Consider the following 15,026-nt stretch of genomic DNA (forward strand, 5'->3'; position numbering starts at 1 on the left):
TCCCTGGAATCACGACCAGCAGGATGGGGCCTGCCGCTTTTTTGGCAAGCCCGCCGATTTTTCGTCATTGACAACCCGGCGCGCCTGATATTCGCTATGTAGTAAGTACTACATACAATAGCTATTCCCAATGGCGGGAGGCTCATATGCGTGTTCCGGTTGTCCTGACGCTCGTTGGAATTGTCCTCGCAGTCGCCTGCAGTGCGGCGCAGGCGGCCGAACCGCCGCCGATCAAGATTGGTGAGATCTCGAGCTATTCGGCTCTCCCCGTGGGTACCCACGGCTATCGCCAGGGCTGGGAGCTCGCGCGCGACGAGATCAACGGGAAGGGCGGCGTGCTCGGCCGCAAGCTCGAGATCATCGCCCGAGACGACGCCGGCAAGCCGGACGTGGCCATCACCGCTGCCGGTCAGCTGGTCGACGGCGAGCAGGTCGATCTCCTGACCGGCACGATCCTCTCCCATATCGGTCTGGCGGTCGCCGATTTCGCGAGGCAGAAGCAGAAATTCTTCCTCGCCTCTCAACCGCTGACGGATGCCCTGATCTGGGAAAAGGGCAATCGATATACCTTCAGGCTGCGGCCGAGCACGTACACGCAGGCCGCCATCCTGGCAAAGGAGGCGGCCAAATTTCCGGCGCGGCGCTGGGCGACGATCGCGCCGAACTATGAGTTCGGCCAGGCCGCGGTGGCGAGCTTCAAGCGCGAGCTGAAGCGATTGAAGCCCGACGTCGAATTCGTCTCCGAGCAGTGGCCGCCGCTCGGCAAGATCGACGCGGGTGCGGTCGTACAGGCGATGATGGCCGAGAATCCGGATGCCATATTCAACGCGACATTCGGGGCCGACCTTGCCAAGCTCGTGCGCGAGGGCTCAACGCGGAATGCGTTCACGAACCGTGCCGTCGTCAGCATCCTCTCGGGCGAGCCGGAGTATCTCGCCCCGCTCAAGGACGAGGCGCCGCCCGGCTGGGTGGTCACCGGATATCCCTGGAGCGAGATCAAGACGCCGGCCCATGACGCATTCCTGAAAGCCTATGTCGCGCGCTTCAAGGAACCGCCGAATATCGGTGCGCTGATCGGTTACACGAACATGCTGGTGCTGGCGAGCGCGATCGAGCAGGCCGGTTCGACCAATGCCGATGATCTCATCAAGTCGATGGAGCATCTGAAGGTCGATACGCCGGTAGGCCCGATTGCTTTCCGTGCGATCGATCACCAGTCGACCATGGGTGTCTATATCGGCGAGCTCGCGGTGCGCGACGGCCAGGGGGTGATGACCGACTGGCGCTATGTCGACGGGGCGGACTACCAGCCCGCAGACGCCGAGGTGTTGGCCAAGCTGAAGAACTAGAGGTGTCCCATGAACCTGCTCGCTCCGCGCAATAATTGGTATCCGCTCACCTGGTCACGCAACATCACGCGCAAGCTCGCCTGCCACCGCATCCTCGGCATGGACCTCGTGGTTTACCGCAGCGAGGGGGGTGAGGTGATCGCGCTCGATGATGCCTGCCCGCACCGGCTCGCGCCGTTGTCGATGGGCAAGCTCAGGGGTGATGCCATCGAATGCGGCTATCATGGCATGACCTTTGGCCCCGACGGGCGCTGTATCCGGATTCCTGGCCAACCGATGATTCCGCCGAACGCGCGGGTGCCGTCCTATCCACTCCGGGAGAAGATGGGCCTGATCTGGATCTGGCCGGGCGATCCGGCCCTGGCCGATCCATCGCTGATCTACAACCTGCCGCAGTTCGGCGAGGCCGGCTGGCATGCTGCCGAGGGCGACGCGCTGCGGATCGAGACCAACTACCTCAACCTCGCCGACAATCTCTGCGATCCCGCGCATGTCAGCTTCGTGCACCTGTCGACGCTCGGCAATGCCGCGAGCGAAGAGATTCCGGTGGAGCACAGCTTTGGCGATCGCGGCGTGCTGGTATGGCGGTGGATCCGAAATGCGCCGCCAATCCCGCTGTTCGGGAAATACGGTAATTTCAGCGGTCATGTCGACCGCTGGCACTATTACGACTACATCGCCCCCTGCATTGCGGTGATCGACTTCGGCAGCGCCGATGCCGGTGCGATCGCCGATCCGGAAGACCGTGGCAGAGGACTGCGCATCTTCGCCTGCCACTTCATCACGCCGGTTGACGACAATGTCTGCATCGACCACTGGCTCCATGTCCGCAATTTCGCGCTTGACGATGCCGATGTCGATCAGCGCCTGCACGCCGATTTCCGTATCGCGTTCAACGAGGACAAGGAGATTCTGGAGCGCATCGAGGATGTCGTGCAGGCCCGCCCCAACGCCAAGACCATCCGCCTCGCCATCGACGCCGCCCCACAGCGCATGCGCCGCATCGTGGAGCGCATGGTGGCGGGCGAAGCAGAAGCACGCGCATCGGCGTGAGCGAGGATTTACGGAGAGCGCCGCCAAGTGCGCGGAAGCGAAGCAAGCGTCGCGCATAGCGCCGTCAAAACACGAAAGACCGGGAGCGATCCTGGCCCTTTTTTCTTCGCCTCTCCCCGCTTGCGGGGAGAGGCCGGATCGCATCGTGGATGCGATCCGGGTGAGGGGGACTCTCCGCGAGTCCAACAACCACCGACCTCGCGGAGACTCCCCCTCACCCCAACCCTCTCCCTGCAAGCGGGGAGAGGGAGAAGAAACTACTGCGCCGCGTCGGCCGCTTCCAGCGTCGGGTAGTCCGTGTACCCCTTGGCGCCACCGCCATAGAACGTGTTCTTGTCCCAGTCGTTCAGCGCCGCGCCCTTCTTCAACCGCTCGACCAGGTCGGGGTTGGAGATGAACGGCTTGCCGAACGCGATGAGGTCGGCGCTGCCTGATTCCAGCACCTTGGTCGCGAGATCGAAATCGTAGCCGTTGTTGGCGATGTAGGCGCCGGAGAAGCGCTTGCGCAGGCTCGCATAGTCGAACGGCGCGAAATCGCGCGGGCCGCCGGTGGCGCCTTCGACGACGTGGAGATAGACCAGCTTGAGCGCGCTGAGGCCGTCGACGATGTGATCGAACAGGGCTTGCGGATTGGAGTCGGAGACGTCGTTGGCCGGCGTCACCGGCGAGATGCGGATGCCGGTGCGGTCGGCGCCGGCTTCAGTGGCGACGGCCTTGGAGACCTCCAGCATCAGTCGCGCGCGGTTCTCGATCGAGCCGCCATAGGCATCTAGGCGCTTGTTGGCGCCGTCCTTGGCGAACTGGTCGAGCAGATAGCCGTTGGCGCCGTGGATCTCGACGCCGTCGAAGCCGGCCTCGAGCGCATTGCGCGTCGCGCGCTTGAAGTCGTCGATGATCCCGGGGATTTCGGAAAGCTCGAGCGCGCGCGGCTCGGAGACGTCGGCGAAGGTGCCGTTGACGAAGGTCTTGCCCTTGGCCCGGATCGCGCTCGGCGCTACCGGAGCTGCGCCATTGGCCTGGAGCGCGGTGTGGGAGATGCGCCCGACGTGCCAGAGCTGGATGAAGATGCGCCCGCCGCGCTCATGGACGCTGTCGGTGACCTTGCGCCAGCCGCTGACCTGGTCCTTCGAATAGATGCCTGGGGTGTCCTGGTAGCCCTGACCCTGTTGCGAGATCTGGCTGGCTTCGGTGACCAGGAGGCCCGCGGAGGCGCGCTGGCCGTAGTAATCGGCGGCGAGCGGGCTCGGGACGAACGTCCCGGGTGCCGCGCGATTGCGCGTCAGCGGCGCCATCACGAAACGGTTGGCCAGCGTGATCGGGCCGAGCTGGTAGGTCTCAAACAATTTGGTCGGACGGCTCATGGGGAATGTTTCCAGGCGGTGATAAGGTCAGGAACACTTGTGCATCGCGGCGATCGGCACAAGGGAGGAGCCATACGGAAAGTGCAGGCGAGCTGCGCGCTGAGGCCCGCGTAGGAAAAATGACGTGCAATTTGGGCCGCGGCAGCAGAATCCCGCTGCCGTGGCTCTATGGCTTGGCCCGAGGAATCTCAGTTCAGGCCGAGGAAATCGCGCTTGCCGATCTCGACGCCGTTATGGCGCAGGATGCCGTGCGCGGTGGTGGCATGGAAATAGAAGTTCGGCAGCGACACCGAGCTGAAGAATTGCTGGCCCTTCAAAGTCACGGATCGGTCGGGACCAGCCGGGAATGTGACATCCTTGGCGTCGGCACCCTCGAATTGTTCGGGCTTGAACGATTTCACGAAGTCGATCGTCTTCGCCAGCCGCTGCTTCAATTCCGCGAACGTTGTCTCGGTGTCCGGCGTCGACGGCACCTCGGTATGTGTGAGCCGTGCGCAGCCCTTGGCCGCAAAGTCGCTGACGAGCTGGATCTGCTTGCCGAACGGCAGCATGTCCGGGAACAGCCGCGATCCGATCAGCACGCTGGGCTCGATCTTTTTGGCCGCGCAGTGGGCTTCTGCCTTGTTGAGCAGGCCGGTGAGGCTGTTCAGCATCTGCAGATAGGCGGGGACGACGGCGTCGTAAAAGGACATATGATGCTCTCTTCTCGTTGAGGTCTCAGGAGAGGCCCTGATCCCCAGACATGGGAGCACCACGGAAAAATGCAATCGCGCGAGCGGCTCGCGCGAGGCAAAAATTCTACCGCACCGTCGCCTGTGGCTGCGCCTGCGCGGTGCCGCCGCGCATGCGCGCGAGCAGCTCCGCCGTCGGCCATGAATCGGCCGGCAGGCCATACTTGATCTGCATCGCCTTCACCGCCGAGCGGCTTTGCTGGCCCAGCACGCCGTCGACCTTGCCGACATTGAAGCCGGCGCGCACCAGGAGCTGCTGGAGCTCCTTGAGCTGGTTGAACGGCAATTGCGCGACCGGCGCCGACGGCCTGCGCATCGGCGCAGCGCCCGCGATGCGCGAGGCGAGATAGCCCGCGGTGGTCGAGTAGATCAGCGAGTTATTCCATTCGGTGTAGGCCGCAAAATTCGGATAGGCCATGAAGGCCGGCCCGGTGCGTCCCATCGGCAGCAGCACCGAGGCCGCGAGATTGTCGTTCGGCAATGGCCGGCCGTCCGGATAAGTGACACCCAACTGCGCCCATTTCGAGCGCGGCTGCTGCACGCTGAGATCGGTCTGCTCCCACGGCAGGTCCTGCGGCACCTTGATCTCCTCGAGCCACGGCTCGCCGCGCCGCCACTTCAGGCCATTGGCGATGTAGTTCGCGGTCGAGCCGATCACGTCGGGCCCGCTGCGCAGGAGATCGCGCCGGCCGTCGCCGTCATAGTCGACGGCGTAGTTGACGTAATGCACGGGCAAGAACTGCGTCTGCCCGAGCTCGCCGGCCCAGGAGCCGATCATCTCGTCGGGCGTGAGATCACCGCGGTCGATGATCTTCAGCGCGGCGATGGTCTCGTTCACGAACATCTCCGAGCGGCGGCAATCATAGGCGAGCGACACCAGCGATTTCAGCGTCGGCAGATTGCCCATGTTGGCGCCGAAATCGCTCTCCAGTCCCCAGAACGCGGCGATCACTGCCGGCGGCACACCATATTCCTTCTCGGCGCGCGCGAACGCCGCCGCATATTGCTTGATATGCTGCTGGCCGTTCTGCATGCGATAAGGCGCGGCCATGCGGCCGGCGAATTCGGTGAAGAGCTGACCGAACACCCGCTGGCCACGGTCTCGGTTGACGATGCCCTGGTCGTAGACGAGGTAGGGCGAGGCCTCCGCGATCGTCCGCTGCGATACGCCGGCGGCGACTGCCTGCTGCTTCACGTCGGCGAGGAAGCGATCGAAGCTCGCCCCGTTGTGACACGAGGCCGCGCGCGGTGACGGCGCAGTTGCCTTGGGGGCCGCGGGCTTGACGGGCGGTGGCAGGAACTGGGCGGAGGCGGGGACGGAGAGCGCGAGAAGCGTGACGGCCGCGATCGCAAATCGGGTCTGGACCATGGGGGTTCCGGGGGAGGGGGAGCGTGGATTCGGGCGAAGTCTAGGGGAAGTGGCGGCCTCAGGCCATCCCTTCGATGCCCCGCCGGCGACGCAGCCAGACGGCAAACGCGATCAGCACCAAGCCTGCCAGGGAAAAACAGGTGATCGCAAATTTCAATTGATCGTCGGGCAAATGCACCTGAAGCGGCCCGGGTTTCGGGATGCCGCCCGGCGGTACCGGCGCCTCGAGATCAATGTAGAAAGGCGCGACACGATCCCAGCCGAGCGCCTGCGCCATCGCGAGATGATCGCGGGTGAACCACAGCCGCTTGGCGCGCTCTACGTCAGGCGCGAACCAGCCGGCTGACACCGGGAAACGGAGGTAGCCGGTCAGCATGACAGGCTTGTTGGTGATGAGCTGCGCCACCGCGCTATCCTGCCGGCCGCGGTCCTGCGTCGTATTCGGCACGAATCCCGCATTGACCGCGAGGGTCTCGCCGTTTGGCAGGCGGGCAGGCAGGAAAGCCCAAGTGCCGGGGACGGAAATATCGTCGCGCATACCCGTACCGGAGCTGTAGACCATCGCATCCAGACGGGACTCATAAGTCGCACTAAAGCTGACGCGCCGGAACTCGTCTCGTTCCGCAGTCAAGGCGTGCCACTGCGAGGGATCTGGCAAAGGCATCGGCGCTGCGGCGAGGCGTTCATTGAGCACCGCATTGAGGGCGTGGGTCTCGACGCGGCGCTGCAATTGCCAGATGCCGAGGCCAACAAACAACGCAAGCATCACAACCGCGAAAACGGCGAAGCCGCTGGTACGGCGTTTGATTTGGTCTGCCATCGTGACGCGCCAAAAAGCCTATCGCCTGCGCAAACGCAAAGGATGTTACAAAACCTTACTCGGGTCGATACGCACTTATAAAACCGAAACAGCCGTTGGCTATCAGAAGCGCACGGCGCCGTGCGGTACGTCCAATCAAATAACCCTATGACCCCGATAATCGAGCGCTGGGGAACCGTGACGGTCCTAGCCGAACAGCCGCATCAGCAGGGCCTTGCCGACCGGCAGCGCTTTGACGCCGCGATAGGCGCGGACATATTCGCCGGCATAGAACGCCCTGATCGCATGGACGCGCGAGTCCATGCTTTCCTCGAACCGCACCGCGAAGCCGTCCCTGGTCCGCCGCACCACGATGGCCGTGATGGAGCGGCCATAGATGCGGCATTCGATCGTGCTGCCGATGATGGGCGGATCGGGATCGATCAGCCGCGCGCCGGTGATGGAGAGATCGGCGAGCCGCGCGAGGTGCGACCTTCCGTCCTGACGCAAGAGAATCGGTTCGTTGCGATCGAAGCGCTCCGCCTTGCGCTTGCGCGGCTGCTCGATGCAGACGACGCAGACCACGATCAGGATGACGGCGTTGTACAGGCTCCAGGCCAGCGCCAGCCCGCCATAGGCAATGTTCTCGCCGCGCAGATGCACGATGAAGGCATAGGCGATGGCCGCGAGCGTGATGGCAAGCGCGCTGCCATAGAGCCGCAGCAGCGGCCACTCCACGAATTTCCTGCCGCGGTCGCCGCCTTTCGCGGTCACCTTGAACTTGTGTCCCTTTGGCCTCGACAGGCCGATGCTCACCGCCTTGAGGACTGCAGGTGCGGCGATGAGCTGCGACACGTCGCTCATCATGGCAAGCGCACGGCCACGCGACAACCAGGCCATGCTGAGGCCGTGCCAGACGTAGAACGGCAGGAAGAATTTCAACAGTTCGGACAAGTCCGCCTGCACCGCCTTGATGCCGAACAGCAGGAACAGCCAGGGTACCACGAGTCCCGCCACCCTCGACGGGTAGACCGCGGTCCAGCTCATAAAGGAATCGATCAGCGAGAGGCGGTCGATGAAGGAAAGCTTCGAACGCCGCGACAGCGGCCCGCTGCGGCCGCGCACGATCTGCATCAGGCCGAGGCACCAGCGGCCGCGCTGTGTGATGTATTCCTTCAGCCCTTCCGGCGCGAGCCCGATCGTTAGCCGCTCGTTGAGATAGACCGTCCTGAGGCCGCGCTCCTTCAGGCGCAGCGTGACGAGATAGTCCTCCGTGACCGAGTCGATCGGAAAGCCGCCGATCTGCACCAGCCCGGCATAGCGAATGAGGGACGATGTGCCGCAGCAGAAGGCGACGCCCCAGGCATCCTTCGCCGGCAACAGGATGTCGAAGAAGAAGCGCTGCTCATCGGGCCACACATCGGTCGCGGCAAGGTTGGTCTGGATCGGATCGGGGTTGATGAAGTGCTGCGGCGTCTGCACGACGCCCACGGAAGCATCGTCCATGAGCGAGATGGTCCGCGCCAGGAAGTCTGGCCGCGGCACGAAGTCGGCATCGAGGATGGCGACGAAGGCGGGTGGCCCCGGTAGCCCGCCGACATGCCCGAGTGCATGGTTGATGTTGCCGGCCTTGGCATGGCGGTTGTCGGGCCGCACGAGATAATGGCAGCCGAGCTCACCGGCGAGCCGCCGCAGCCAGGGTCTGCGGCCGTCGTCGAGCACCCAGACGCGATAATTGCCATACTCCATTCCGGTCGCCCCGATGATCGTGCGTTCGAGGATCGATCGCTCCTCGTTGTAGGTGCAGATGAAGACGTCGATCAGCGGCGCCTGCGGGTCGGTGGCGCGACCATCGATCCGTGCCGTCGCGGAACGATCCATCGTCCGGCTGAGGAACAGAAGCGACAACGCGACCGCGACGAGCGAGGCCGCTTCCACCAGCATGAAGGGATAACCGATCAGCGCGTCCGCGGTCAGATGAGGCGGTGGAAGCGTCGCCGTGACACGCCAAGACAGATAGCGGAGCAGCAGGACCACCGAGACGGCGGCCAGGAGGGAGCGTGCCAACGTGCTGTCGCGCCTGAGCAGCGGCACGATCGCCATGAAGGCGCCGAGCGCAATGAGGCCGGGCGCCAGCGCGGCCGTCACGGCGCGGTCTCGTTGCGGGCAAACACCACGCGGCCGGTTCGCCCCACCGTGCAGGCGTGCGCGGCGGCGTCGCCGAGCGCCACCGTCACGCGATACGGCTCCTTGCTGAGCGCATCGGGATTGATGGCGAGATTGGCGGGCGCGCCGGCGGCGCCGGTCAGGTTGACCACGGTGCCGGAGATCGGCTCCCCGCCGTCATTCGGCTCGAACGTGGCGTGATCGCCGAGCTGCAAGCGGTTGTACACGCTTTCGGTGACGTTGGCCGTGATGACGGCGCCACTGCAGTCGAGCACCTTGAGCCGCGGCTGGCCGGCCTGCACGTCCTCGCCCGGCGAGGTCATCATCTCCCAGACGCGGCCTGCGACCGGCGTCGTGATGTTGGCTTCGGAGAGATCGGCGACGCGGACTTCCTCGGTGATGATCTCGTTGGCGAGCCACGCGATCTCGGTATCGATGCGCGCGAGATCGGCCTCCAGATCGCTCGCGCGCTGGCGCATCTCCTCTTCGCGCTGCACCGAGCTCGGCCGGTCGTTGTAGCTGTCGCCGAGGAACGAGCCGTTCTTCGCCGCGGTGAGCTCGACCTTGGCCGCATCCAGGCGCTTGCGCGCGCCGAGCTCGGTCTGCTGCGCCACCGAAAGCTCGCGCGTCAGCCGCGCCAGTTCGACCGTCGAGACATTGCCGGTCTTCGCGAGTGACGAGGCGCGGTCGACGGCCGCGCTGGCTTCATCCCGCCGCGCCGCGGCCGCCTCGATCGAGGTCTGGATTTCGGCAATGCGCGCCTCGAGCTGGAGCACGCGTCCGTCGCGGAATTGAGCGGCCTGCCGCGCCAGATCCTGTTGCGCGGCCTGGGCGGAGGCAAGCTTGGCGGCAAGGCTCGGCCGCTCGTTCTCCAGACGCGACTTCTGCCGCCGGAGATCGTCGAGCCGGGTGCGATCGCTGCGCGAGTTCACGACACGCAAGATCACGGTCCCGGCCTCGAGCTTGGCTTGGTCGTCCATGCGGTGGGCGGCGGCGACGCGGCCGCCGATCGGCGTGCGCAGGGTGACGAGGCGGGAGTTCAGCACGGCCTCGACGCTGGAGTTTTCCCAGATCGCGCGCAGGGGCAGCCAGCCGAACACGGCGATGATGGCAAGGCCTGCGGCGATCTTGATGCCGCGCCTCAGATGCGGCCAGCGCCGCTCTGGTTCCGGCGGCGCGATCTGCGTGTCAGGCCCGTGCCCGGGCTCATCATTGGCGAATAGCTGTTCCAGCAGCGCCTCCTGCAATCCCTCCTGCAGTCCCTTGGCGTCACTCCTGGTGTCCTGAGGGGAGGGAGCGGATGGCTGGTCGACGGAAGCGGCGCTCGAGCGGTCCATCATGACGATCACCTTGCTGACGGGGATGCCAATGGAACCGGTCAACGCACAAGGACCGCGCGGCGTGCCCGTTACCGCGGATTTAGCCGGAGCTGCGCTTTCCAAGCCGCTAAGCGTCGGCGTGTGTTTTTGCGTAAATGTCCGTCAAGGTTTAGTGACGCCGCAAAGACTGTCCGCGCTTTTTTCGCGTCTGCGGCCCGGCGACGCACCTCGCTGACCTTGCGGCACCCGGCAGCGTCCATACGTCGAGGGCGCCGGCCGAAGGCGTGCCGGCAGCCGGCTCGGGAGACGGCCATGAACTATCTTCGCACCGCAATTCTTCTCGCAGGCCTCACCGCCCTGTTCATGGGCGTCGGCTATCTCATCGGTGGTGCCGCCGGCGCCATGATCGCGCTCGTCGTCGCAGCGGCGACCAATCTCTTCACCTACTGGAACTCCGACCGCATGGTGCTCAGCATGTACGGTGCCCATGAGGTCGACCGTACCAGCGCGCCGGACCTCGTCGGCCTGGTTGCCGAGCTCGCGGGCCGTGCCGGCCTGCCGATGCCGCGCGTGTTCGTGATGGACGAGCCGCAGCCCAACGCGTTCGCAACCGGGCGCAATCCCGAGAACGCCGCGGTCGCCGTCACCACCGGTCTGATGCACCAGCTCAGCCGCGAGGAGCTCGCCGGCGTGATCGCGCACGAGCTCGCGCACATCAAGCATCACGACACGCTGCTCATGACCATCACCGCGACCATCGCCGGTGCCATCTCGATGCTGGCGCAGTTCGGCATGTTCTTCGGCGGCCATCGCAACAACAACAGCGGTCCCGGCATCGTCGGCTCGATCCTGCTGATGATCCTGGCGCCGCTCGGCGCCATGCTGGTGCAGATGGCGATCAGCCGCACCCGCGAATACGCCGCCGACAATCTCGGCGGGCGCATCGTCGGCCAGCCGATGTGGCTCGCCTCCGCGCTCGTCAAGATCGAGAACGCCGCGCATCAGGTCCCGAATGTCGAGGCCGAGCGCAATCCCGCGACCGCGCACATGTTTATCATCAATCCGCTGTCGGGCCACGGCGTCGACAATCTCTTCACCACCCATCCTTCGACGCAGAACCGCATCGCGGCGCTCCAGCAGCTTGCCGCCGAGCTCGGCGCGCATGCGGCGCCGTCCGTCAGTGCCAACGAAAACTATCCGCCGCGCGGTCCCTGGGGCCGCTCCTCCTCGCGCGGGCCTTGGGGATGAGCTTGGGCGGGAACTTGAGATTGAGGCGGATCTGCGGCCGGTGCGTCCGGAAATCGCGACCGGCTTTGTGACCTGGCGCACACAGGATCGTCCCGCCGGGTGCTAACACCCCGTCGTGAATGTTTCTTCGAAAGGGGATGCGCGGCCGGCGCTTCGCCGGGCGCGGTCAACGATGACCCGAGCAGCCGTGCCGGTGTTGATTGCCGTGAGCATCCTCGTCGGCCTGTCCACGCACATGGTCGTCAATTGCGGCGACGAGGATGATCCGGACATCTGTTCGGCCGTGATCGGATTCAGCCCGTTTCGCGGCTCGGTGATCGCCTTCGCCTATGAGGGGCGTGGACGGATAGCGCTGCGTCACGGCGACTGGCGGCGGGCGATCGTCGATTTCGACGAGGCCATCCACCTCAACCCCAACCGTGCCTCGTTCTATCGCGACCGCGGCCTCGCCCGCCGGCAGAACGGCGAGCTGCAGCTTGCGATTGCCGACTTCGACGAAGCCATCGCGCTCAACCCGAAACTCGCTGCGCCCTATCACGAACGCGGCCTCGCGCTCGCTGCGAGCGGCGATCTCGATCGTGCTATCCTGAGCTACACCACGGCCATGCGCCTTGCACCGTCCGACGCGGAGATACGGCTGGACCGCGGCCTTGCCTACCTCGCGCGCGGACAGGCTGACGACGCCCGTGCCGATTTCGAAGCCGCCCTGGCGCTGCCGCCCGGCAAGGACGATCGCGTCCGCCAGATCGCACGCGCGCGCCTGGCCGAGCTGTCGAGTGCCGGGCCAACCCCGGTCTCCGCGCCGCGGCGGTGAGATCGTGCACGATGCGGAACAAGATCGCGCGATCCAGCGACAAAGACGCCGCACAGGTTTCGGTTCGGGCGATACAGGAACTCGAATGACGTTGAAGTCAGCGCCGGTCGCATCGCGCGCGTTCTGCCGTTTGGAACCGAAACATTTTCCGACCTGAATGAATTGACCGTAGGGGCTTCGCAAAACGCGAGGCTGGTCATGGATCCGATATCGGCGAGCGACGTATTTCTGACTGTCGCCATCATGAGCACGACCTTCCTGATCGAGATCGGGTTTTTCATCCTGCTCGGAATGTTCTGAAAAGAGCGCGCAGCGGATGTGAAGTTGCGAAGGGTCTTCGTCCATGCTGCGCGACGGCGATGTTCCATTCGAAGGAAGGAACCTAGGAGCGGCAATGCGGGCGAAGGCGTCGTGCAGTGCGGCGTTTCGGGAACCATTTTGGAGAGTGCGCGGTTAGTTTGTGGGGAGGGTCCGATGAGGCGACCATTGCCATGAGGACCGGATTTCTCGCTGCGATTGTGATAGCCGTTCTAGCCACCGGTACCGGGCTGGCAGTCAATTCTGTCGGCTCTCTATCTTCCGAAAAACAGTCCATGCCGGGTGCCGTGCAAGTAGCGGACCGACTGGCTGAGGCCGTGGATCAGCTTCGGTCTGGTGGCTAACAGCCTGCGTATCTCAAACGCCTTGATAGGCCCGTGGATTGGGCAAGGTGAATGCGGCCCCGGTCTGCGCGCCGCGACGATGATCTAAAGCCACATTCGAGGCTGAGGGGGCTCGCCGCGATAGCGGCGAGAAGGGTGAGGGGTCTCTCTCCGCGTGCAAATCTCTAGCGACGAATTTGCGGATAGAACCCCTCATCCGGCGCGGACCAAGGTCCGCGCCACCTTCTCCCACAAGAAGGGGAGAAGGAAGAAGGGGCCGTTACTTGGCCTTCTTCGCTTTCGCCGGCTTAGCCTCTTTGGCCTTCTTCGCCGGCTTCTCCTTCACCGGCTTCTCCTTCGCCGCGGCCTTCTTCTCGGCCTTGTCCGCGACGGGCGTGCTGGCGGCGAGCCGCACCGAGCGCGCATAGCTGTCGGCGACGTTGTCGGCGGACATCTGCAGGCGCCTGGCGGCGGAGGTCGCCAGCTCCATTGTGGCCTTGGCCATCATCTTGAAGCGGTCCCGGGCGTCGTTGCCCTTGGCCTTGGCCGCGAGGCCGTTGAAGCGATCCCGCCGCTCCTTGGCGCGGGTCATCAGGCCCGTATGCAGTTGTCTGGCCAGTTGCCGGATCACGACATCCAGGTCGGCGTCCGCCATGTTCTTCTATCCTCTTCGAAACTTCACCAAATCGATGCGCGCGGGACTATGCAGATCGGGCCCCGCCTTGGCAATTCCCGGTGATGCGCCATCCGCATCTTCCGGTTTACAAAACAAGAAAGCCGCGCTTGTCGCGCGGCTCTTGGCGTGGTTTGGCGCCGGGGCGCCGTTTCTGCCTCACTTCAGCGAGGCGACCGGTCCGCTTGACGCTGCCGGGTCGGGGTCGAAGCCGAAGACGCCGACCAGATATTTGTAGTAGTCGGGCATCTTCTCTTTGAGCGCTTCGCGGGACTTGGGATCGTGGAAATCGCTCTTTCCGGCCAGGAAAATGCTTGCGGTCACGGCAAAGAATTCCATGTGATTCTTCATCGCATAGGCGTCCTTGGGCAGCAGGTCCTTGGACTTGGCATAAGCGTAATAGCTGATCACGCCCTTGTTGGCGTAGCCGTCCGGCAACAGCCGCGCGTGATAGGCGTGCAAGAGCTCGTGGAGCAGCACGGCTTCCTTTTCGTACCGCATCATGTCGGGCCGGAGCATGATCACGCCAAGCCCCGAATCGACCGCGAGGTCGACGGCATTCGGATTGGTCCATTGCTGCTTGTCATGGTCCCACACGGTCAGCGTCCGCGGGACGCGGCGCTCCACGTTCGGGGTGACCCGGCCGTAGCACGCGGTTGCAGCGCCTTCGTCGAGGCAGGCGAGCTCGCTCGCGATGATCGGAACGGTATGGAAGAAGCGCATCACGCGCGGGGAGAGGCCGACACCTTCGACGACGTCGATCTGCTGCTTCAGATTCTCGGTGAGCTTGTCGACATCCTTGCGGTCGGAGTTCTCCGTCAAGTCGAACATGTAACCGCGGTAGCTCTGGAAGCCGGGCGGCAACGGCTGCGCTGCATCGGCGGACGCAGCCTCGAGTGGCCCGGCATTGGATGGATTGGCAAAGAGCGCGCCGACAATGGTCGCGGTCAGCAGCAACGCAATGCGCATGATGAACCCCCTGATGTCACTTCACGCGGCAGAATAAGCCACCGTTGTTTGCGAAAAGTGAGTGAGGCGAGACTAAGGCGCCGATGTTGAGGCGTGCTTAATGGTTTGTTGCAGACCGCGGGGGACGGGTTAGTCCGGGGTTAACCAAGGAGGGATGACCGGGCTGATGTTGAGGTGTAGATTCCATGGAAGGGCACCAGGCCCACATCAGCAGCCGGAAGGAGGACCCCATGTATGCCGCCATCCGTCAGGCCAAGGCGAAAAGCGGGAGCGCGGAAGAGCTGGCGCGCCGCATCAAGGACGGCGCCGTTCCGATCATCAGCGACGTTGACGGTTTCCGCGCCTATTACGTCGTCTATGCCGGCGACGACACCGTCACGGCGATCTCGATCTTCGACAAGTTCGAGCAGGCGGAGGAAGCGAACCGGCGCGCGATCGCCTGGATCGAGAAGGATTTGGGCGGGCTGCTCGCCGGCCACGCCAGCGCTGCTGCGGGGCCGGTGATCGTGCACACGCTGGCGTAGGAGACGGTCG

At 64.6% G+C, this 15,026-nt stretch carries 13 protein-coding genes; 5 read left to right on the forward strand and 8 right to left on the reverse strand.

Annotation, left to right across the window (positions count from 1 at the left end):
* Positions 1–146 precede the first annotated feature (146 nt).
* Positions 147–1,349: an ABC transporter substrate-binding protein gene (locus tag K289_RS0118825; protein WP_027552955.1), complete on the forward strand. Its 1,203-nt coding sequence runs from the start codon at positions 147–149 to the stop codon at positions 1,347–1,349.
* Between the two features lie 9 nt (positions 1,350–1,358).
* The gene (locus K289_RS0118830; RefSeq protein ID WP_027552956.1) at positions 1,359–2,402 is read left to right on the forward strand and encodes an aromatic ring-hydroxylating dioxygenase subunit alpha; all 1,044 of its coding nucleotides are present in this window, start codon (positions 1,359–1,361) and stop codon (positions 2,400–2,402) included.
* A 257-nt stretch (positions 2,403–2,659) separates the two neighbouring features.
* Here the strand turns inward: K289_RS0118830 and K289_RS0118835 are convergent, their stop codons facing one another.
* The 6 genes from K289_RS0118835 to K289_RS0118860 form a co-directional block, all read right to left on the reverse strand.
* Entirely contained in the window at positions 2,660–3,763 is a 1,104-nt protein-coding gene (locus K289_RS0118835) for an alkene reductase (protein ID WP_027552957.1), read from the reverse strand.
* 188 nt (positions 3,764–3,951) lie between these two features.
* Positions 3,952–4,455, reverse strand: coding sequence for a DUF1993 family protein (locus K289_RS0118840; protein ID WP_027552958.1), 504 nt, complete (start codon positions 4,453–4,455; stop codon positions 3,952–3,954).
* A gap of 106 nt (positions 4,456–4,561) precedes the next feature.
* Positions 4,562–5,863, reverse strand: a complete 1,302-nt coding sequence (locus K289_RS0118845; protein ID WP_027552959.1) for a lytic murein transglycosylase — start codon at positions 5,861–5,863, stop codon at positions 4,562–4,564.
* A 58-nt stretch (positions 5,864–5,921) separates the two neighbouring features.
* Positions 5,922–6,683 carry an SURF1 family protein gene (locus K289_RS0118850; RefSeq protein WP_027552960.1) on the reverse strand — a complete coding sequence of 254 codons (762 nt, stop codon included), beginning with the start codon at positions 6,681–6,683 and terminating at the stop codon, positions 5,922–5,924.
* 186 nt (positions 6,684–6,869) lie between these two features.
* On the reverse strand, positions 6,870–8,810 hold the full coding sequence (locus tag K289_RS0118855) for a glycosyltransferase (RefSeq protein ID WP_027552961.1): 1,941 nt from the start codon (positions 8,808–8,810) through the stop codon (positions 6,870–6,872).
* Positions 8,807–10,168 (reverse strand): HlyD family secretion protein, encoded by a 1,362-nt coding sequence (locus tag K289_RS0118860; RefSeq protein WP_035685159.1) that lies wholly within the window; start codon positions 10,166–10,168, stop codon positions 8,807–8,809. The genes K289_RS0118855 and K289_RS0118860 overlap by 4 nt, the downstream gene beginning before the upstream one ends.
* 291 nt (positions 10,169–10,459) lie before the next feature.
* On the opposite strand from K289_RS0118860, the gene htpX reads away from it, so the two are divergent.
* Both htpX and K289_RS0118870 read left to right on the forward strand, forming a co-directional pair.
* The gene (htpX, locus tag K289_RS0118865) at positions 10,460–11,395 is read left to right on the forward strand and encodes a zinc metalloprotease HtpX (RefSeq protein WP_027552963.1); all 936 of its coding nucleotides are present in this window, start codon (positions 10,460–10,462) and stop codon (positions 11,393–11,395) included.
* 172 nt (positions 11,396–11,567) lie between these two features.
* Positions 11,568–12,209: a tetratricopeptide repeat protein gene (locus K289_RS0118870; RefSeq protein ID WP_027552964.1), complete on the forward strand. Its 642-nt coding sequence runs from the start codon at positions 11,568–11,570 to the stop codon at positions 12,207–12,209.
* 921 nt (positions 12,210–13,130) lie between these two features.
* Here the strand turns inward: K289_RS0118870 and K289_RS0118880 are convergent.
* Positions 13,131–13,505 (reverse strand): hypothetical protein, encoded by a 375-nt coding sequence (locus K289_RS0118880; protein WP_027552965.1) that lies wholly within the window; start codon positions 13,503–13,505, stop codon positions 13,131–13,133.
* A gap of 177 nt (positions 13,506–13,682) precedes the next feature.
* Positions 13,683–14,492 (reverse strand): hypothetical protein, encoded by an 810-nt coding sequence (locus K289_RS0118885; RefSeq protein ID WP_027552966.1) that lies wholly within the window; start codon positions 14,490–14,492, stop codon positions 13,683–13,685.
* Positions 14,493–14,722: 230 nt separating this feature from the next.
* Here K289_RS0118885 and K289_RS0118890 point away from each other — a divergent pair, with 230 nt between their 5' ends.
* Positions 14,723–15,016, forward strand: coding sequence for an antibiotic biosynthesis monooxygenase (locus K289_RS0118890; protein WP_027552967.1), 294 nt, complete (start codon positions 14,723–14,725; stop codon positions 15,014–15,016).
* The last annotated feature ends 10 nt before the right edge of the window (positions 15,017–15,026 follow it).

The sequence above is a fragment of the Bradyrhizobium sp. Cp5.3 genome (assembly GCF_000426265.1).
Classification (GTDB): Bacteria; Pseudomonadota; Alphaproteobacteria; order Rhizobiales; family Xanthobacteraceae; genus Bradyrhizobium; species Bradyrhizobium neotropicale.

Bases quoted from the DNA above. Each gene is read 5' to 3' on its own strand.
- K289_RS0118845 (WP_027552959.1), bottom strand. From the start codon at position 5,863: ATGGTCCAGACCCGATTTGCGATCGCGGCCGTCACGCTTCTCGCGCTC.
- K289_RS0118860 (WP_035685159.1), bottom strand. From the start codon at position 10,168: ATGATGGACCGCTCGAGCGCCGCTTCCGTCGACCAGCCATCCGCTCCC.
- K289_RS0118880 (WP_027552965.1), bottom strand. From the start codon at position 13,505: ATGGCGGACGCCGACCTGGATGTCGTGATCCGGCAACTGGCCAGACAA.
- K289_RS0118840 (WP_027552958.1), bottom strand. From the start codon at position 4,455: ATGTCCTTTTACGACGCCGTCGTCCCCGCCTATCTGCAGATGCTGAAC.
- htpX (WP_027552963.1), top strand. From the start codon at position 10,460: ATGAACTATCTTCGCACCGCAATTCTTCTCGCAGGCCTCACCGCCCTG.
- K289_RS0118850 (WP_027552960.1), bottom strand. From the start codon at position 6,683: ATGGCAGACCAAATCAAACGCCGTACCAGCGGCTTCGCCGTTTTCGCG.
- K289_RS0118835 (WP_027552957.1), bottom strand. From the start codon at position 3,763: ATGAGCCGTCCGACCAAATTGTTTGAGACCTACCAGCTCGGCCCGATC.
- K289_RS0118885 (WP_027552966.1), bottom strand. From the start codon at position 14,492: ATGCGCATTGCGTTGCTGCTGACCGCGACCATTGTCGGCGCGCTCTTT.
- K289_RS0118870 (WP_027552964.1), top strand. From the start codon at position 11,568: ATGACCCGAGCAGCCGTGCCGGTGTTGATTGCCGTGAGCATCCTCGTC.
- K289_RS0118890 (WP_027552967.1), top strand. From the start codon at position 14,723: ATGTATGCCGCCATCCGTCAGGCCAAGGCGAAAAGCGGGAGCGCGGAA.
- K289_RS0118830 (WP_027552956.1), top strand. From the start codon at position 1,359: ATGAACCTGCTCGCTCCGCGCAATAATTGGTATCCGCTCACCTGGTCA.
- K289_RS0118825 (WP_027552955.1), top strand. From the start codon at position 147: ATGCGTGTTCCGGTTGTCCTGACGCTCGTTGGAATTGTCCTCGCAGTC.